An 18,928-nucleotide genomic window follows, 5' to 3' on the forward strand; every position below is an offset into this window, starting at 1 on the left:
ACGGAGAGCGGAGCGCGCGCCTTTACTTGAACAGCGGCGTTCCCGGCACGAACGCATCGAATGCCGCCCAGAACTGGGAGCGGTAGCGGTCCTGCTCCTGGAGAATCTCGTGCTTGGAGCCGGCGATCACCAGATGCGAGCCGGCGCGCAAGTGATAGGCGAACTCTTCGATCGCCGCGGTCGAGACCACGGTATCGTTGGACGCCGCCAGCATCAGGATCGGCTGCCGGATCTCGGAGGGGTAGTGCATGCCCTTGAATGTGTGCATCGCCCGAAATGCCGTATCGGCCCAGGCGACCGTCGGTGACGCCAGGCCGAGTGTCGGGTCTTCCTCCAGGATCGCGGCATTGCGCGCATAGCGCACGGGATCGCTGGTCAGGGGATTGTTGATGAACGGCGACAGCCCGGTGAGGCGATCGCTGCCGCCGGGAACGTAGCCACCACCCCGCCCCATCATCCGCATCGTCTTCAACAGCACCCGCACCGGAAACGAGGTGGCGCGGCCGGGCAGATCGATCATCGGCGCCGACAGCACCATGCGGTCGAACCAGCGCTTGCCCGCATGGGCGAGGCGCAACAGCACCGCACCGCCCATGGAATGAGCCAACGCAAAGTACGGCGGCGGACAATCTGGCAGCACCACCTGCTGCACGAAGGCTTCGACGTCGATCTCGTAGTCGGCGAAGTTACGGACATAGCCCTTGCGCAGATCGCGCAGGCGGTGCGCCGAATGGCCCTGTCCGCGCCAGTCGACCATCGCCACCGCAAAGCCGCGGTCGCGCAAATCGCGCACGGTCTCGAAATATTTCTCGATCTGCTCGCTGCGCCCGCTGAAGACGCATACCGTGCCCTTGCGGTTCGCCGGCGGCGCCCAGCGCGCAAAGCGCAGCTCGACCCCGTCAGGCGTCTTGATGGTGCCGCTGACGACATCTTCGGGAACGGGGTTGGACGGAATCGAGACCAGCGTCATGATCGGAAGTGCGTAGGCGCCAATTGCTGTGAATCAAGGGGCGGGAGCGCCGAAAAGGCGATGATGCCGCCCTCTTGAACGCCGTCTTGACTCACCCATATCACCTCAGTGCAGGCCGCTACCAGTGTTTCGGAACCGGAACATCAGGCTGCACACAGACTAAAGCCCGGCCCGATTGGCGGGCGGGTTACCGAAACAGTCGCTCAATGGAGGACTAGACCATGCGTAGCTACGATCTCACCCCCTTCTACCGTTCCACCGTCGGCTTCGACCGCCTCTTCAATCTGCTCGACCAGGCAGGCTCTGACGGCAGCCCCGGATATCCCCCCTATAACATCGAGCGCACCGGCGAGAACGCCTACCGCATCACCGTTGCGGTCTCGGGCTTCGCCAAGGATGAGCTCTCCATCGTCGCGAAGGAAAACACGCTGACGATCAAGGGCGAGAAAGTCGCCAACGAGAACTCGAAAGCCGAAGTGCTTTATCGCGGCATCGCCGCGCGTGCCTTCGAGCGCGCCTTCCAGCTCGCCGACTTCGTGCAGGTGAAGGACGCCTCGCTCGAGAACGGCCTGCTTCACGTCGATCTCGTCCGCGAGATTCCCGAGGCCAAGAAACCGCGCCAGATCGCGATCAACGCCGGCGCAGCGAAGGCGCAAGTGATCGAGAACTCGGCCGCGCAAGCCGCCGCTTAAGTCACCTACCACTTCCAGGTTTGAGAAAACGCCCCGGTGCCCCGGGGCGTTTTTTTTGCGTGTTCGGTTGAACTGGAAATACAGGCTCGATCTCTCATCCTACGTTGAGCCCGGCCCTGCGTAAGCCTGTGCGTCTCGTGGCGCCTGGGCAGGATGCTCGTCACGGATGAGTGACCAAGCGTAACGCCGCTCCCCCGCGCATCGTCCTTTGGCTATCGAACACAAAACGAGACGGAGAACGATCATGTCACTTTGGCGCAGCCTTTTCGTCGCCGCGAGCCTGCTGGCGGCGCCCATCAGCCTCGCTCACGCGCAGACGCCGCAGACGGTGAAGGCGAAGAACGTCGTCCTGGTGCACGGCGCCTGGGCCGACGGCTCGAGCTGGGCCGAAGTGATCCCGATCCTCCAGGCCGCCGGTATTCACGTGACCGCCGTGCAGAATCCGCTGTCGTCTCTTGCCGACTCCGTCGATGCGACCAGGCGCGCGCTCGCCGAGCAGGACGGACCGACAGTGCTGGTCGCGCATTCCTGGGGCGGCACCGTGATCAGCCAGGTCGGCACCGATCCGAAGGTTACCGGTCTCGTCTACATCGCCGCACGCGCGCCCGATGCGAATGAGGATTTCGTTGCGCTCTCGAAGCAGTTTCCGGCCGGACCCGTTCGCGCCGGCGTCGTCGAGCGCGACGGCTACACAAAGCTCTCGGAAGATTCCTTCCTGAAGTATTTTGCCAATGGCGTGAAGCCGGAGCAGGCGAGGGAGCTCTACGCCGTGCAATGGCCGACGGCCGCCTCGATCTTCGCCGGCCGCACCACGGAAGCGGCATGGCGCTCCAAGCCGAGCTGGTACGCAGTGTCGAAGAACGACTACACCATCAATCCCGATTTCGAACGCTTTCTCGCCAAGCGCATGAATGCGACCACCATCGAGCTCGACGCCGGCCACCTCTCGCTGGTGTCACATCCGAAGGACGTCGCGAATTTGATCCTGGAAGCGGCGGGGTCTCCGCGCAGCTGAGCTTCGTCGCAATGACGCAAAAGCGCCCGAGATCCTCGGGCGCTTTTGTTTTTGCCCAGGACCTAATCCAGTCCCTGCGCTGCGGGCATCTCCTGCGTTGGCAGGATTGTTACGGCAGGCTTGGCCTGTCCGATGGTTGGAGCCGCGGCCTCGGCGGGCTTGGCCTGTGCGGCGGCAGCGGTCTGCTGCGCAGGTTGCTGTGGCGTCTGCGCGACGGGCTTGGCGGCCGCCACCGGCGTTTCGGCGCGAGGCGGAGCCGCTTTCGGCAGCGGAACCGTGCGAGATGCGACATGCGGGATCGGCGCCGGCGGGCGCGGCGGGCCACTACGGACCATGGTCGGCGGCGGCAGCGCGCTTTGCGGCCGGTACGGTGCAACCGTGGGCTCTTCATAGGCAGGCGCCATGCCGTAGGCGTCCGCGGCCGGCATGAAGCGGATGATCCGGCCGTCGCGGGCGTCGATCACGAGCCGGCCGTCGTCGCCGCGGCGATCGATCACCGCGATGGTGTAAACCGCGCCACGCAGGCGCGGGATGCCGAGCGGCGAGAAGCCGTTGTCGCGCAGCACCGCGTAGACCTCGGTGGCCGGCAACAGCGCCGGCGCCGGGCTGCGTTCCTCATAGCCATAGCCGTAACCATAGCGCGGCGGTGGCGGCGGAGCGTCCTGCGCCGCGTAGGGCCCATCGAAATCGGACACGGCAAGGTAGGCCCCGCCCGAAGTACCGCTCGCCGGAACTTGTGCCTGAGCAGCGGTTGCAGCCAGCACCAGCGTGGCCGCAGCCACACATCCTGTGAAAAACTTCATGGTCGACACGCTCCTGTCAGGCCCCCCGGATGGTCGCGCTCTTTCGCTTCTTGCGGCTTGGCGCGCCTTTCGAAGGGCTGATCCGAAGCTTCATTCGGGATTTCGGCGGTGCTTGGGCCGGATCAGGGCGCGTTTGCTTCAAAACCGGGGCCGCGCAACTTTCGGAAAGCGATTGATTGACATATCGGGAATCGGGACTTCCGCGCGCTTGTGTGATAGACAAAAATTTGGCAAGGTGGTGGTTAGGACAGGAAGACTGTCTTAATTTTGGTTGCGGCTCCGGCATACGGATTGCAACGAAAGTCGGTGCTTTCGAGCGCCAAGAAGGCAACAGGCAAAGCCGTTCTCGGGGACGAAGAACGCCTTGGCCTGAATTTAAGAAAATGCGGCTCGCAGCGGACGAGCGGTGACCCAGAGGCGGGTGCCGCGGAACGCCCAAAGTGTGCCGAAGACGGCGGTGGGGCAGCTTGCCGCATGGAGAGGATTGGAACAATGAACGGGTCGCAATTCGAGCGCGGAAACATCGTGGCAGAAGAGCTGTCGGCGACGGTCGCCTCGAAAACGACCGACCCGATTCAGGAACACAATTCGCGCCCGCCGGCCGTCGGCCTCTACGATCCGAGCCTGGAGAAGGACTCCTGCGGCGTCGGCTTCATCGCCAACATTAAGGGCAAGAAGTCCCACGAGATCGTCGCGGACGCGCTCAACATCCTCTGCAATCTCGAGCACCGCGGCGCCGTTGGCGCCGACCCGCGCGCCGGTGACGGCGCCGGCATCCTGGTGCAGATCCCGCACGCCTTCTTCAGCCGCAAGGCGAAGGAGAACAAGTTTGAGCTGCCGGCGCCCGGCGAATATGCCATCGGCGCACTGTTCATGCCGCGCGACACCGCCTGGCGCAACGTCATCAAGAGCATCATCGCCGATCAGATCAAGGCGGAAGGCCTGACCCTGCTCGGCTGGCGCGACGTACCGACCGACAATTCCTCGCTCGGCGTCACCGTGAAGCCGACCGAGCCCGCCTGCATGCAGGTGTTCATTGGCCGCAACGGCACCGCCAAGACCGAGGACGAGTTCGAACGCCACCTCTACATCCTGCGCAAGTCGATCTCGCAGGCGATCTACCAGCGCCGCGACCGCGGGCTCGCGGGCTATTACCCCTGCTCGATGTCGTGCCGCACCGTGATCTACAAGGGCATGTTCCTCGCCGACCAGCTCGGCAAGTACTATCCCGACCTGCACGAGAAGGATTTCGAGAGCGCGCTCGCGCTCGTTCACCAGCGCTTCTCGACCAACACCTTCCCGGCGTGGTCGCTGGCGCATCCCTATCGCATGATCGCGCATAACGGCGAGATCAACACGCTGCGCGGCAACACCAACTGGATGGCCGCACGTCAGGCCTCGGTGAGCTCCGAGCTCTACGGCAAGGACATCAGCCGGCTCTGGCCGATCTCTTATGAAGGCCAGTCGGATACCGCCTGCTTCGACAACGCGCTCGAATTCCTGGTGCAGGGCGGCTACTCGCTGCCGCACGCCGTCATGATGATGATCCCGGAGGCGTGGGCCGGAAATCCCTTGATGGATGAGAAGCGCCGCGCCTTCTACGAATATCACGCCGCGCTGATGGAGCCGTGGGACGGCCCCGCCGCGATCGCCTTCACCGACGGCCGGCAGATCGGCGCCACGCTCGACCGCAACGGCCTGCGGCCGGCGCGCTACCTCGTAACCAAGGACGACCGCATCGTCATGGCGTCCGAAATGGGCGTGCTGACGATCCCAGAGGACCAGATCATCACCAAGTGGCGCCTGCAGCCTGGCAAGATGCTGCTGGTCGACCTCGAACAGGGCCGCCTGATCCCTGACGACGAGATCAAGGCCGAGCTCGCCAAGAGCCATCCCTACAAGGAGTGGCTGGAGCGGACCCAGATCGTACTGGAAGATCTGCCGAAGGTGCCGACCACGGGCGTGCGCTCGAACCTGTCGCTGCTCGATCGCCAGCAGGCGTTCGGCTACAGCCAGGAAGACATCGCGATCCTGATGACGCCGATGGCGGCCACCGGTGAGGAAGCCGCGGGCTCGATGGGCAACGACACGCCGATCTCGGCACTGTCGGACAAGGCCAAGCCGCTGTTCACCTACTTCAAGCAGAACTTTGCGCAGGTCACCAACCCGCCGATCGACCCGATCCGCGAGGAGCTGGTGATGAGTCTTGTCTCCATCATCGGACCGCGGCCGAACCTGTTCGACCTGCAGGGTCTTGCCACCACCAAGCGTCTGGAAGCGCGCCAGCCGATCCTGACCGACGCGGATCTGGAAAAGATCCGCTCGATCTCGGACGTGGCCGATTCCCATTTCAGGTCGCGCACGCTGGACACCACCTTCCACGCCGGTCTCGGCGCGGCCGGCATGGACCAGGTGCTCGACGAGCTCTGCGCGCGTGCCGAGAGCGCCGTGCGCGAGGGCGTCAACATCATCATCCTGTCCGACCGCATGGTCGGCAGCGACCGGGTTGCAATCCCGTCGCTGTTGGCCTGCGCCTCCGTGCATCACCATCTGATCCGCACCGGCCTGCGTACCTCGGTCGGTCTCGTCGTCGAATCCGGAGAGCCGCGCGAAGTGCATCACTTCGCCTGCCTCGCGGGCTACGGCGCCGAGGCGATCAACCCCTATCTCGCGTTCGAATCCATCGTCGCGATGAAGGATCGCCTGCCCGGCTCGCTCGACGATTACGAGATCGTCAAGCGCTACATCAAGTCGATCGGCAAAGGTCTGCTCAAGGTGATGTCCAAGATGGGCATCTCGACCTACCAGTCCTATTGCGGCGCGCAGATCTTCGACGCGGTCGGCCTCAAGGCTGATTTCGTCGCAAAATTCTTCGCCGGCACGCACACCCGCGTCGAAGGCGTGGGTCTTGCCGAGATCGCGGAAGAAGCCGTGCGCCGTCATGCCGACGCGTTCGGCGATGCGCTGGTTTACAAGACCGCGCTCGATGTCGGCGGCGAATATGCCTATCGCAGCCGCGGCGAGGACCATGCATGGACCGCTGAATCGGTCGGCCTGCTTCAACACGCGGCCCGCGGCAATTCGCTGGAGCGCTATCGCGCCTTCGCCAAGATCCTCAACGAGCAGTCGGAGCGCCTGCTGACGCTGCGCGGCCTGTTCCGGATCAAGAATGCGGAGGAAGAGAAGCGCAAGCCCATCCCGCTCGAGCAGGTCGAGCCGGCCAAGGACATCGTCAGGCGTTTCGCCACGGGCGCGATGAGCTTCGGCTCGATCTCGCGCGAGGCACACACCACGCTCGCGATCGCCATGAACCGGATCGGCGGCAAGTCGAACACCGGCGAAGGCGGCGAGGAAGCCGACCGCTTCAAGCCGATGCCGAACGGCGATTCCATGCGTTCGGCGATCAAGCAGGTCGCCTCGGGCCGCTTCGGCGTCACCACGGAGTATCTCGTCAACTCCGACATGATGCAGATCAAGATGGCGCAGGGTGCCAAGCCCGGCGAAGGCGGCCAGCTGCCCGGCCACAAGGTCGACGCGACCATCGCCAAGGTCCGGCATTCGACGCCGGGCGTCGGCCTGATCTCGCCACCGCCGCACCACGACATCTACTCGATCGAGGATCTGGCGCAGCTCATTTACGACCTCAAGAACGTCAACCCGACGGGCGACGTTTCGGTCAAGCTCGTCTCCGAAATCGGCGTCGGCACGGTGGCCGCGGGCGTTGCCAAGGCGCGCGCCGACCATGTCACCATCGCGGGTTTCGAAGGCGGCACCGGCGCTTCGCCGCTGACCTCGATCAAGCACGCCGGCTCGCCGTGGGAGATCGGCCTTGCCGAAACCCACCAGACGCTGGTGCGCGAGCGGCTGCGCAGCCGCATCGTGGTCCAGGTCGACGGCGGCTTCCGCACCGGCCGTGACGTCGTGATCGGCGCGCTTCTCGGTGCCGACGAGTTCGGCTTCGCCACCGCGCCGTTGATCGCGGCCGGCTGCATCATGATGCGCAAGTGCCATCTCAACACCTGCCCGGTCGGCGTCGCCACGCAGGACCCCGTCCTGCGCAAGCGCTTCACCGGCCAGCCCGAGCACGTGATCAATTACTTCTTCTTCGTCGCGGAGGAAGTCCGCGAGATCATGGCTTCGCTCGGCTTCCGCACCTTCAACGAGATGGTCGGCCAGGTTCAGCTGCTCGACCAGACCAAGCTGGTCGCGCACTGGAAGGCCAAGGGCCTCGATTTCTCAAAACTGTTCGTCAAGCAGAAGGAAGAGAAGGGCCAGAAGATCTATCACTCCGAGCGCCAGAACCATCATCTGGAGGCGGTGCTCGACCGCACGCTGATCGAGAAGGCGCAGCCTTCACTCGACCGCGGCGCGCCGGTGAAGATCGAGGCCAGGATCAACAGTACCAACCGCTCTGCGGGCGCGATGCTGTCGGGCGCGGTCGCCAAGATCTACGGTCATGCCGGTCTGCCGCAGGACACCATCCATGTCAGCCTCAAGGGCACGGCCGGCCAGGCCTTCGGCGCCTGGCTCGCCAACGGCGTCACCTTCGAGCTCGAGGGTGAAGCCAATGACTATGTCGGCAAGGGCCTCTCGGGCGGCAAGATCATCGTCAAGCCGCCGGCCAACAGCGGCATCGTGCCGGAAGAAAGCATCATCGTCGGGAACACCGTGATGTACGGCGCCATCCAGGGCGAGTGCTACTTCCGCGGCGTCGCCGGCGAACGCTTCGCCGTGCGCAACTCGGGCGCGGTCGCCGTCGTCGAAGGCGCGGGCGATCATTGCTGCGAATACATGACCGGCGGCATCGTGGTCGTGCTCGGCAAGACCGGTCGCAATTTCGCGGCCGGCATGTCCGGCGGCATCGCCTATGTGCTGGACGAGACGGGCGACTTCAACAAGCTCTGCAATATGGCCATGGTCGAGCTCGAGCCGGTGCTGTCGGAAGAGATGATCAACGCCAACACCTACCATCACGCCGGCGATCTCGAGGCGCATGGCCGGGTCGACGTGTTCAAGGACCTGCTCGACTCCGACGTCGAGCGCCTGCACGTTCTGATCACGCGTCATGCCAAGGCGACCGGCTCCAAGCGCGCCGCCGACATCCTTGCCAATTGGAAGGAATGGCTGCCCAAATTCCGCAAGGTGATGCCGGTCGAGTACCGGCGCGCGCTGCGCGAAATGGCCGCCAACGCGGACGCCGAGCCGAAAATCGCGATCGGGGCGTGAGGCACAAGGCATCACACCCCGTCATCGCGAGCGCAGCGAAGCAATCCAGACTTTCTTCCTTGATGCAGACTGGATTGCTTCGGAGCTCACGCTCCTCGCAATGACGGCAGGTAAGAAACAAACGACTAAGCGGCAGGGACTTCGGGTTTAATGGGCAAGATCACGGGTTTTCTCGAAATCGAACGGCATGACCGCAAGTACACCCCGGTCGCCGAGCGCGTGAAGCATTACAACGAGTTCGTCGTTCCCTTGACCGAGAAGGAAACGCGCGACCAGGCCGCGCGCTGCATGAATTGCGGCATTCCCTATTGCCACGGTACCGGCTCGGTCGCGCCGGGCACGCCCGGCTGCCCGGTCAACAACCAGATCCCCGATTTCAACGACCTCGTCTATCAGGGCAATTGGGAAGAAGCCTCGCGCAATCTGCACTCGACCAACAACTTCCCGGAGTTCACCGGTCGCATTTGTCCTGCGCCGTGCGAAGCGTCCTGCACGCTCAACATCGACGACAACCCTGTCACCATCAAGACCATCGAATGCGCGATCGTCGACCGCGCCTGGGACAATGGCTGGCTGAAGCCTGAAGTGGCGGCCGTGAAGACCGGCAAGAAGGTCGCGGTGATCGGCTCCGGTCCGGCCGGCATGGCCTGCGCGCAGCAACTCGCGCGCGCCGGCCACGACGTGCATCTGTTCGAGAAGTTCGCCAAGGCCGGCGGCCTGCTTCGCTACGGCATCCCCGACTTCAAGATGGAGAAGGGCGTCATCGACCGCCGCGTCAAGCAGATGGAAGGCGAAGGCGTCACCTTCCACTACAACAGCCATGTCGGCGTCGACGGCAATGTCGATCCGCGCGAGATGCTCAACCAGTACGACGCGATCGCGCTGACCGGCGGCGCGGAAGCCCCGCGCGACCTGCCGATCCCCGGTCGCGAGTTCGACGGCATCCACTACGCCATGGACTTCCTGCCCCAGCAAAACCGCCGCGTCTCCAGCGAGCCGCTGAACGGCGTCACCGAGATTCTGGCCGGCGGCAAGCACGTCGTCGTCATCGGCGGCGGCGACACCGGCTCCGACTGCATCGGCACCTCGCTGCGCCAGGGCGCGCTCTCGGTGACCCAGCTCGAGATCATGCCCGCCCCGCCCGAGCGCGAGAACAAGGGCCTGACCTGGCCGAACTGGCCGCTGAAGATGCGCACGTCGTCGAGCCAGGCCGAAGGCGCCGCCCGCGAATTCGCCGTGCTGACGCAGAAGTTTTCCGCCGAGAACGGCAAGGTCAAGAAACTGCACTGCGTGCGCGTCGATGACAAGTTCAAGCCGATCGAAGGCACCGAGTTCGAGCTCGACGCCGAGCTCGTCCTGCTCGCGATGGGTTTTGTGCACCCCGTGCACGAGGGCCTTTTGAAGCAACTCGCAGTCGACCTCGACCCGCGCGGCAACGTCAAGGCCAACACGCTCGACTACCAGACCTCGCGCCCGAACGTGTTCTCCGCCGGCGACATGCGCCGCGGCCAGTCGCTGGTGGTCTGGGCCATCCGCGAAGGCCGGCTGTGCGCGCGGTCGATCGATACGTTCCTGATGGGGAAGACGGATCTGCCGCGGTAACAACTGTCGTCCTGGCGAAAGCCAGGACCCATACCGCGGAATCTATCGATGCCAGCCGGTCGTAGCACCGGACTGTCAGTCTTCGCCAAACTACTCCCTGGGGTAATGGGTCCTGGCTTTCGCCAGGACGACACCTGAGGGCTTGGCAGCGCCGAGCCCAACTGCCGCACGCTAGTTCTGCAATCTCACGCCGACCATTGCCACCGTCCCCTGCGAGCTCGAGCCCGGCTGGTTCGAATCCAGGATGTCGTGGCGCAGCGTGCCCTTGATCCAGACATTGCGGTTGAGCTTGTAGATCAGATTGCCTTCGAGCGAGTAGGTCTTGTCGTTGCGATTCTGGCCCTGATAGTCGTAGGTGCCGTAGGTGAACTTGCCGATCGCGGTGAGCCAGCGGCGGAAGTCGTGGTCGACTTCGGCGGCGTAGGTGTGGACCAGCACGCCGGAGGAGCCGGGGATCGTGGTTTCCGCGATCTGCGTGTCGGTGTTGAATTTCACCGTCGTCAGCCCGCTCGCATTCCAGATCAGCGAGCCCGAGGTGAGGAAGCCGGCGAGCTGGCTCAGCCGCGGGTCGACATAGTTGCGCGCGGAATAGCCGACCGAGACCTCGCCGGTGAGGATGCGCGAGAACTCGAAGGACGAGCCGACCTTGGCATAGCCGCCGTTTGAATCGCGCAGATAGCCGTTGCGGTCGGCAGCCTGGTCGTGGACGCGGTTGTCACCCTGGATCTCGACGAACGGCTTCAGGCCCGGCTTGAGTTCGTAGGAGAAGCGCCCGACGCCGCCATACTGGTTGAAGTCGCGGTCGTCGTTGCTGAAGATCGAGCCGTCGGTGAGCTTTGAATCCGTGTAGGCGGTGCGATCGACCGTCGCGCCGGCCGCGACCTGGAAGCGGTTGAACGTCTGGTCGACACCGAAGGTGCCGCCATAGGTGGCGTAGACAGGGTATTTCTGCAGGCCGGCCTGCACGTTCGGGCTGCCGGGATTGTCGGTGGCGAGCCGCAGGCGCAACTGCGAGGTCAGCTTGAGATCGCGATCGACGTCGAACCGGCCGTCGACATGGCCGGTGAAATCAGGCCGGTTGATCTCAACCGGCGACGGCGAGGCAAGGCCGTCGATCGTCGCCGGCATGTTGTTGGTGTAGCCCGAGAACGAGCCGCGCAAGTCCGCGACCAGCGCGTGGCGCTCCCAGTCCGACATCACGAGCAGATCGGGCGCGACGACATAGACTGGTGAGCCGACCGGCTTCTGCAGACGTGCGGGGTTGCTGTCGTAACCGGTGGAGAGCTCGAGCCCACCCTTGATCAGAAAGCTGCCGGCGTAATCGCCGACCGCGCCGAACGCATCGTCATCGGCCTTGAGGCGGCGGCGCAGCGGCTGACCGGGCACGTTGCCCGCCATCGCCGGAGGCACCGGCGTCTTGTGCGCGGTCTCCGACGGCGGCGGCGCGATGCGCGGTGCGCCGAGAGGGGACAGCGCTGGTGTTGCCGATGGCACCGGGGAGCCGGGGCCCGCGGCGCGCTTCGGCTTCGGCTGCCCCGGATAGAGCTTAGGCTGCTGGCGCTTGCGATTGAGCGAGTCGTAACCGGAACTGCTCGCGCCGTTGGCCGCGGGCAGGCCGTAGGTTGGCATCTGGCCGACGCGCGTCGTTGCGGGCGCATCGCTCTTCTTGCGCGGATCGTCATTGGGATCCGGCGCCTGCGGGATCGCATCCGAGGGAGCTTGCCGCACGCCGGCCGTGCGGCGCGTCGGCAGCGTGTCAGGCGCGGCAAAGCCGCCCCGCGTGGGATTGAACAGGTCTGGCGTGAGGCTCTGGGCGGCCGCGGGCGCGCTTTCGAGCGCGGTCAGCAGCAGGCATGGCAAGACAGCGCGGAAAGCGTACGCGCATTTGCTCCGGCCCCTGCCTGGAGGCAACCCCACGATGGAATAACTCCAACAAAATCAGATACTTCATCGACAACTTCCGCGGACCCGCGGGAACCATCGTTAATGGAGTTAAAACAATTATGGTTAATGACCGGTTGAGGGCATTGGCGCCCGCGTCGCCTCTCGACCCGGGGCGTGCTAAGCAGACGCCAATGGGCCGACGCCCCTCCTCCCTGGACCATGACATGCCGAGTTCGAAACCGCTGATGACCCAATCATCCGGCCCCACCCCCGACAGCGTCGAATCCGCGCTCCGCACGCTGGAGACGGAGAGCGGCGGCATCAACGCACTCGCGGCCGCCTTGCGCGGCCCGCTCGGCGAAGCGTTCGCCAAGGCGGTCGACCTGATCCGCAACGCCAAGGGCCGCGTCATCGTCACCGGGCTCGGCAAGTCCGGCCACATGGCCCGCAAGATCGCCGCAACCCTGGCCTCGACAGGCACGCCGGCCTTCTTCGTTCACACCGCTGAAGCCGCCCATGGCGACCTCGGGATGATCACCACCGACGACGTCATCATGGCGCTATCCTGGTCCGGCGAGCAGCCGGAGATGAAGACGCTCGTCAACTACTCGGCGCGCTTTGCGATCCCGATGATCGCGGTGACGTCGAACGCGGCGTCCTCGCTCGGCCAGGCGGCCGACATCGTGATCGAGTTGCCGAGGGCGCGCGAGGCCTGCCCGCACAATCTGGCGCCGACCACGTCGACGATGATGCAGGTGGCAATCGGCGACGCCATCGCGATCGCGCTGCTCGAAGGCCGCGGCTTCACCGCGCTGGAATTCGCCCATTTCCATCCCGGCGGCAAGCTGGGTGCGATGCTGAAATTCGTCCGCGACTACATGCGCACCGGCGCGGAGATCCCGGTGAAGCCTGAAGGCACCAAGATGTCGGATGCGGTGATGGAGATGTCGGCCAAAGGGCTCGGCTGCGTCTGCATCGTCAACGCCGCGAACGAGGCTGTCGGCATCATCACCGACGGCGATCTGCGCCGCCACATGCGGCCGGACCTGCTGACGGTGTCCGTCGACGACATCATGACGAAGCAGCCGAAGACGGTGCCGCCCTCGATGCTCGCGAGCGAGATGATCGAGGTGCTGAACACCCGCAAGATCACCACGCTGGTCGTGACCGAGGCGGACAAGGTGGTCGGCATCGTGCATCTGCACGATCTGTTGCGGGCGGGCGTGGCTTAAACCCAGCTCTCTCCGCTCGTCATTGCGAGCGCTGCGAAGCAATCCAGACTGTTTCCACGGAGGCAGCCTGGATTGCTTCGTCGCTTCGCGCCTCGCAATGACGGCTGGCTAGATCTGCGGAAACCGGGCAGCCGTCTCCTCCAGCGGCAGCTTCAGTCCGTTCGCCAGATACGACACCGTGCGATAGAAGCCGCAGAGCAGCATGATCTCCAGAATCTGCGCCTCGTCGTAATGCGCCGACAGCGCTGCGAACTCGGCGTCCGTGAACGTCGCGCAGTGATGCAGCGCGTCGATTGCAGCGATCAGGGCCTGCTCGGCCGGCGACCAGCAGGATGAACTCGCATCACCCGCCACAGTCGCGCGGACCTCATCCTCGGTGAGCTTTGCCGGTGCGGCGAAGACCGCGACATGGACACCCCACTCATATTCGCAACGGTTGAGCGCGCAGGTGCGATCGATCACGATCTCGCGCTGGCGCAACGACAGCGGCCCGGGATCGAGCAGACCGCCGGCACGAAACTTGTCCCAGGCGCGGCCGTGGCCGGCCATCACCCGGAACAGCACCAGCGGCGGCGCGCCGCGCATGATGCGGTCGAACTGCGCCTGGATCTCCGGGGGATAAGGCTGATCGAGCGGGGCGATACGCGGCGTGGGGGATGACATGGGCGCCTTCTTTGCTACAATTATCGTAGCAATACGCTACATTATCTGTAGCAAGAAGCAAGGGGGGCGTGATGGCAAGACAGGCAGCATCAGGGGAACGTCGCGTGCGCGGCTCGCGCACCGGTCGGCCAATCATGGCGCTGCTCGACCTGCTCGGCCGGCGCTGGAGCCTGCGGATATTATGGGAGCTGCGCGAGGATCCGCTCACCTCGCGCGCGCTGCGCACGGCCTGTGACGAGGCTTCGCCAACGGTGCTGCAGGCGCGGCTGACGGAGCTGCGCGAGGCGGGGTTCGTCGAGTTGGGTGACAGCGGGGGTTATGGATTAACGGCGCTGGGGCGGGAATTGTGCGAGACGTTCATGCCGCTGCACCGGTTTGCGGAGAGATGGAAGAGGTGAAAGCAAGAGCCAGCCGCACACGCTGAGCTTCCTTCTCCCCTTGTGGGAGAAGGTGGCGCGAAGCGCCGGATGAGGGGTATGCCTCACCAACACAGCATCGCGTGAGGAGAGATACCCCTCGCCCGTCTCGCCGCTACGCGGCGAGCCACCCTCTCCCACAAGGGGAGAGGGTAAGAAAGCTCACGCCGCGGCCACCGTCAGATTGGCGCCATCCACCTGCACCACTTTCACCTTCGTTCCCGCCGGCGTATCCGGGCCTGCCACGCGCCATACCGTGTCGCCGATGCGGACGGTACCATTGCCGTCGATGATCGGCTTCTCCAGCGTGAACTCTCGACCCAACAGCGCCTCGGTGCGCTTGTTGAGGAAGGGGCTGGCGCTGGCATCCGGCTTCGGCCGGGCGAGCCGGCGCCACACCGGCACCGCAGCAGCCGCGAACAGCGCGAACATCACGAGCTGGATCTGCCACGATACAGCAACGCCGAACGAGATCAGGCCGACCAGCAGTGCTGCGAGCCCGAGCCAGAACAGGAACACGCCCGGCGCAAGTACCTCCAGCGCCATCAGGATGAAGCCGAAGATCAGCCAGTTCCAGGTGCCGAGCGATATGAACATGTCGGTCATGACACGACCTCTCTATGTGAGCGCGTGACCCCTAGCAGAAGGTCACGCGCCGTTCCTTACCCCTGCCGCGGCGGGACCGTGGGCGGTGTGCCGCCCGTCGGAGGCACTGAGCCGGGACGCCGAGCGGCTGCAGCCGCAGAGGCCGCGCTTTCGCCAAATGTCGCCTTCGCGATCTCGCCAATGCCGGCGAGCGAGCCCAGCAGGCTCATCGCCTCCATCGGCAGCATGATGATCTTCTGGTTCGGCGCGTCCGCGAACTGGCCGAATGCCTTGATATACTTGTCGGCAATAAAATAGTTCAGCGCGGCGACGTCGCCCTTCGCGATCGCTTCCGACACCGCCGTCGTCGCCTTGGCCTCGGCTTCGGCCAGACGCTCGCGCGCCTCGGCGTCGCGGAAGGCGGCTTCGCGACGGCCTTCGGCCTGGAGGATCTGGCCCTGCTTGGCGCCCTCGGCGCGCAGGATCTCGGACTGGCGCTGGCCTTCGGCGGAGAGAATGTCGGCGCGCTTGACGCGCTCAGCCTTCATCTGCCGGCCCATGGCCTCGACGAGGTCGGCGGGCGGCACGATGTCCTTGATCTCGATACGGTTGACCTTGACGCCCCAGGGCGAGACCGCGGCATCGACGACGCGCAGCAGGCGCTCGTTGATCTCGTCGCGATGCGACAGCACCTGGTCGAGATCCATCGAGCCCATCACCGAGCGGATGTTGGTCATGGTCAGCACCGTGATCGCCTGGGTCAGATTGGCGACCTCGTAGCTCGCCTTCGCCGCATCGAACACCTGGAAGAAGGCGACGCCGTCCACCGTCACGGTGGCGTTGTCCTTGGTGATGACCTCCTGCTCGGGAATGTCGATCACCTGCTCCATCATGTTGATCTTGCGCCCGACGCGATCGAAATAGGGCACGATCAGGTTGAGCCCGGGGCTCAGCGTCTGGGTGTATTTTCCGAACCGCTCGATGGTCCAGTCGTAGCCCTGCGGCACCGTCTTCACGCCGGCAATCAGCGTGACGATGACGAGCAACACCAGAACAATCGCGAAAATATCGAAACCGCTCATATTTCCTCCAAGGCGGGAAGCCCCTTCCCGCGCTGCCATTGGTCGGGACCAGGACCCCACCGGTTCAGCGGTCGCCCTTTCACGTCGGCATCCGCCCCATTCTGCACAAGACGGCCGGCGAGGGAACGGTCACGTTTATGTATTTGCGAAGGGCTCTTGAAAGCCTGACGGCAAACACCTAGCGACAATCGTTAAGAAATTGCGACGCTACTCGATGACGTCGTTCGCGGTTGCGAGCAGGCTTGGGGGAAGCGTGACGCCGATCGCCTTGGCCGTCTTCAGATTGACGGCGAGCTCGAATTTGGTCGGATTCTGGACCGGAAGATCCGCAGGCAGCGCACCCTTCAGAATGCGATCGATGTAGCCGGCGGCGCGGCGCAGCTGCTCGGCGCTGTCGGTGCTGTAGGACATCAGCCCACCCTCGTCGACGAACATGCGGCTCCAGAACATCGCCGGCGCCTGCGCCTGCACAATGGCCGCGAGCAGCGGCGCACGATTGGCCATGGTGAAGAAGTCGGGCAGCACCAGGAAGCCGCCATCCGTGCGGGAGGCCAGCGCGGCAAGCGAAGCCGCATCGTGGACCGGCGCGGGCTCGACTGTCACATGAAGCGTGCGTCCTGCCTCCTCGATGGTGCGCAACATGAGGTCGGCGAAGGGCGCGGTCGCCGGATTGTAGACGACGAGGACGCGAGAGACCCTTGGGTGAATCTGCGTCAGCAGGTCCAGCCACTTGCCGGCCAGGGGGCCATCATAATCGGTGAACCCGGTGAGGTTGCCGCCGGGATGGGCGAGGTTCTTGGCAAAGCCCTGGCTGACAGGGTCGGTGATCACGGCAAAGACGATCGGCGTCGACGTCGTGCGCTTCTGCAGCTCCTCGACCGAAGGCGTACCGATCGCGAACAGGACATCGGGCTTGAGCCCGACCAGCTCCTCTGCGAACTGCGCGATGCGCTGCCTGTCGCCGGCACCACTGCGCCAGTCGATCTGAAGATTGGCCTGTTCCTTCCAGCCAAGGGCTGAGAGCGCCTCGGCAAGGGGGGCCTGCCCGATCACGTCATCATCGGTGACCGTGAGCACGCCCACCCGGCGCATCGTCGTCGGCTGCTGTGCCAGAGCGGAGGGCGCAAACGCCGTGATCGTCCCAAGAAGCGCCAAACATTCCCGGCGGTTCATGGAGCGCTCCTCAGACCCAACCCTGCAACTCGCGCAGCACCAGCGTGCGGATCACGTCCATCCCGGGATCGCTGTCATTGAGGCAGGGGATCGCAGAAAACTGCTCGCCGCCATTGTGCCTGAAGATCTCGGCGTTCTCCTGCGCGATCTCCTCCAGCGTCTCCAGGCAGTCGGCGGAAAAGCCCGGCGTCACCACCGCGATACGGCGCACGCCTTCCTTCGCGAGACGCTCCATCGTCTTGTCGGTGTAGGGCTGCAGCCATTCATCGTTGCCGAAGCGCGACTGGAAGGTCAGCAGCAATTTCGTCTCGTCCATCCCGAGCCGGCGGCGCAGCGCTTCTGTCGTGGCGACGCAGTGGCTCTGATAGGGATCGCCCTTGTCGACATAGGATTTCGGCATGCCGTGGAACGAGGCGACGATCAGCTCCGGCTTGAACGGCAGCGTCGCCAGATGCGCCTCGATCGAGACGGCCAGCGCCTCGATATAGGCCGCGTCCTCATAGTAGGGCGGCGTCACCCGCAATGTCGGTTGATTGCGCAGGCGGGCGAGCACGCGGAACACCTCGTCGCAGACGGTCGCCGACGTCGGGGCAGAATATTGCGGATAAAGGGGAACGGCGAGGATGCGGTCGCATCCCTTGGCGATCAGCGCATCGATGCCCGCCTTGATCGAGGGGTTGCCGTAGCGCATCGCCCAATCCACCACGACATGCGCGCTATCGGACAGCGCGGCGGCGAGCTTGTCGCTCTGCGAGCGCGTGATGGTCTTCAGCGGCGACTCGTTCCGCACATTATTCCAGATCTTGCGGTAGTCGAGCGCCTTGGTGCGGGGACGACTGCGCAGGATGATGCCGTTCAGCACCAGCTGCCAGATCAGGCCCTGGTCCTCGATGACGCGGGCGTCCGACAGGAATTCCTTGAGATAGACCCGCACGCCCGGCGCATCGGCCGTATCGGGCGTCCCGAGATTGACCAGCAGCACGCCGACACGCGGCTGGGCCGATGGTGCAGCCGATTTCGTGACCTCAATAGGGGCGATGGTCGTCATGGCCTCGTGGGTCGCGCGTTGCTCCGAACTTGTCAAGATGAGCCCGCTTTGGCTAGGGTCGCCCCCAAGCGGGGGAGGGAAGATGACGCTCGCGGAATTCTGCGTTCTCGGAGCGCTGCTGCTCTATCTCGTAACGATCGCCTCGATCAAATGGATCAGGTTTCGCGGCTTCGACAATTCCCGACCGCGCGACCCCGCCTTCTATGAGGACGCCATCGCGCAGCGCGCGCTCGGCGCGCACCAGAACGGCATCGAGACCTTTCCGTTCTTTGCGTTCGCCGTGCTGCTCGCCGAATACAGGGACTCACCGCAGCGCCTGATCGACGAGCTTGCAGCGCTGTTCCTGATCGTGCGGATCGCCTATGTGCTGACCTATCTCGGCAACCGCCCGACGCTGCGCTCCATCCTCTGGAGCATCGGCTTTGCGATCAATCTCGGGATCTTCTTCATGCCGATGCTGAAGAAGTTGCTGCCGGTGTGAAGATGGCGTGTCCCGGACGCGGTGCAGCGTGAAACGCTGCGTCCGCGGCACGAGAG

15 protein-coding genes are annotated in these 18,928 nt (G+C 64.7%); 7 read left to right on the forward strand and 8 right to left on the reverse strand.

Annotated features, from left to right (window positions below):
- Positions 1–22: 22 nt before the first annotated feature.
- Positions 23–970 carry an alpha/beta fold hydrolase gene (locus JQ631_RS15190; RefSeq protein ID WP_212327308.1) on the reverse strand — a complete coding sequence of 316 codons (948 nt, stop codon included), beginning with the start codon at positions 968–970 and terminating at the stop codon, positions 23–25.
- A 221-nt stretch (positions 971–1,191) separates the two neighbouring features.
- On the opposite strand from JQ631_RS15190, the gene JQ631_RS15195 reads away from it, so the two are divergent.
- On the forward strand, positions 1,192–1,662 hold the full coding sequence (locus tag JQ631_RS15195) for an Hsp20 family protein (RefSeq protein WP_212327309.1): 471 nt from the start codon (positions 1,192–1,194) through the stop codon (positions 1,660–1,662).
- A 244-nt stretch (positions 1,663–1,906) separates the two neighbouring features.
- The gene (locus tag JQ631_RS15200) at positions 1,907–2,677 is read left to right on the forward strand and encodes an alpha/beta fold hydrolase (RefSeq protein ID WP_212327311.1); all 771 of its coding nucleotides are present in this window, start codon (positions 1,907–1,909) and stop codon (positions 2,675–2,677) included.
- 62 nt (positions 2,678–2,739) lie between these two features.
- On the opposite strand, the gene JQ631_RS15205 is transcribed toward JQ631_RS15200, so the two are convergent.
- The gene (locus JQ631_RS15205) at positions 2,740–3,480 is read right to left on the reverse strand and encodes a hypothetical protein (RefSeq protein ID WP_212327313.1); all 741 of its coding nucleotides are present in this window, start codon (positions 3,478–3,480) and stop codon (positions 2,740–2,742) included.
- 492 nt (positions 3,481–3,972) lie between these two features.
- On the opposite strand from JQ631_RS15205, the gene gltB reads away from it, so the two are divergent.
- Together gltB and JQ631_RS15215 are read left to right on the forward strand one after the other, a co-directional pair.
- The gene (gltB, locus tag JQ631_RS15210) at positions 3,973–8,706 is read left to right on the forward strand and encodes a glutamate synthase large subunit (RefSeq protein ID WP_212327315.1); all 4,734 of its coding nucleotides are present in this window, start codon (positions 3,973–3,975) and stop codon (positions 8,704–8,706) included.
- A gap of 150 nt (positions 8,707–8,856) precedes the next feature.
- The gene (locus tag JQ631_RS15215; protein WP_212327317.1) at positions 8,857–10,308 is read left to right on the forward strand and encodes a glutamate synthase subunit beta; all 1,452 of its coding nucleotides are present in this window, start codon (positions 8,857–8,859) and stop codon (positions 10,306–10,308) included.
- A 171-nt stretch (positions 10,309–10,479) separates the two neighbouring features.
- Here the strand turns inward: JQ631_RS15215 and JQ631_RS15220 are convergent, their stop codons facing one another.
- Complete coding sequence (locus tag JQ631_RS15220) at positions 10,480–12,225, reverse strand: outer membrane beta-barrel protein (RefSeq protein WP_212327319.1); 1,746 nt, start codon at positions 12,223–12,225, stop codon at positions 10,480–10,482.
- Between the two features lie 191 nt (positions 12,226–12,416).
- Between JQ631_RS15220 and JQ631_RS15225 the strand changes: the two genes are divergently transcribed.
- Complete coding sequence (locus JQ631_RS15225; RefSeq protein ID WP_212327321.1) at positions 12,417–13,424, forward strand: KpsF/GutQ family sugar-phosphate isomerase; 1,008 nt, start codon at positions 12,417–12,419, stop codon at positions 13,422–13,424.
- 108 nt (positions 13,425–13,532) lie between these two features.
- On the opposite strand, the gene JQ631_RS15230 is transcribed toward JQ631_RS15225, so the two are convergent.
- Positions 13,533–14,087, reverse strand: a complete 555-nt coding sequence (locus JQ631_RS15230; RefSeq protein WP_212327323.1) for a carboxymuconolactone decarboxylase family protein — start codon at positions 14,085–14,087, stop codon at positions 13,533–13,535.
- 71 nt (positions 14,088–14,158) lie between these two features.
- Here JQ631_RS15230 and JQ631_RS15235 point away from each other — a divergent pair, with 71 nt between their 5' ends.
- Positions 14,159–14,485 carry a winged helix-turn-helix transcriptional regulator gene (locus tag JQ631_RS15235; protein WP_212327325.1) on the forward strand — a complete coding sequence of 109 codons (327 nt, stop codon included), beginning with the start codon at positions 14,159–14,161 and terminating at the stop codon, positions 14,483–14,485.
- A 180-nt stretch (positions 14,486–14,665) separates the two neighbouring features.
- Here the strand turns inward: JQ631_RS15235 and JQ631_RS15240 are convergent, their stop codons facing one another.
- The 4 genes from JQ631_RS15240 to hemH all read right to left on the reverse strand — a co-directional run bounded on the left by JQ631_RS15240 (position 14,666) and on the right by hemH (position 18,391).
- Positions 14,666–15,109, reverse strand: a complete 444-nt coding sequence (locus JQ631_RS15240; RefSeq protein ID WP_212327327.1) for an NfeD family protein — start codon at positions 15,107–15,109, stop codon at positions 14,666–14,668.
- A 56-nt stretch (positions 15,110–15,165) separates the two neighbouring features.
- Positions 15,166–16,170 (reverse strand): SPFH domain-containing protein, encoded by a 1,005-nt coding sequence (locus JQ631_RS15245; protein ID WP_212327329.1) that lies wholly within the window; start codon positions 16,168–16,170, stop codon positions 15,166–15,168.
- A gap of 207 nt (positions 16,171–16,377) precedes the next feature.
- Positions 16,378–17,343, reverse strand: coding sequence for an ABC transporter substrate-binding protein (locus tag JQ631_RS15250; protein ID WP_212327331.1), 966 nt, complete (start codon positions 17,341–17,343; stop codon positions 16,378–16,380).
- A gap of 10 nt (positions 17,344–17,353) precedes the next feature.
- A complete protein-coding gene (gene hemH / locus JQ631_RS15255) occupies positions 17,354–18,391 on the reverse strand; it encodes a ferrochelatase (RefSeq protein ID WP_212327333.1) in 1,038 nt (345 codons plus the stop codon).
- A gap of 82 nt (positions 18,392–18,473) precedes the next feature.
- On the opposite strand from hemH, the gene JQ631_RS15260 reads away from it, so the two are divergent.
- Complete coding sequence (locus JQ631_RS15260) at positions 18,474–18,872, forward strand: MAPEG family protein (protein WP_212327335.1); 399 nt, start codon at positions 18,474–18,476, stop codon at positions 18,870–18,872.
- Positions 18,873–18,928: the final 56 nt, after the last annotated feature.

The sequence above is a fragment of the Bradyrhizobium manausense genome (assembly GCF_018131105.1).
Taxonomy (GTDB): domain Bacteria; phylum Pseudomonadota; class Alphaproteobacteria; order Rhizobiales; family Xanthobacteraceae; genus Bradyrhizobium; species Bradyrhizobium manausense_B.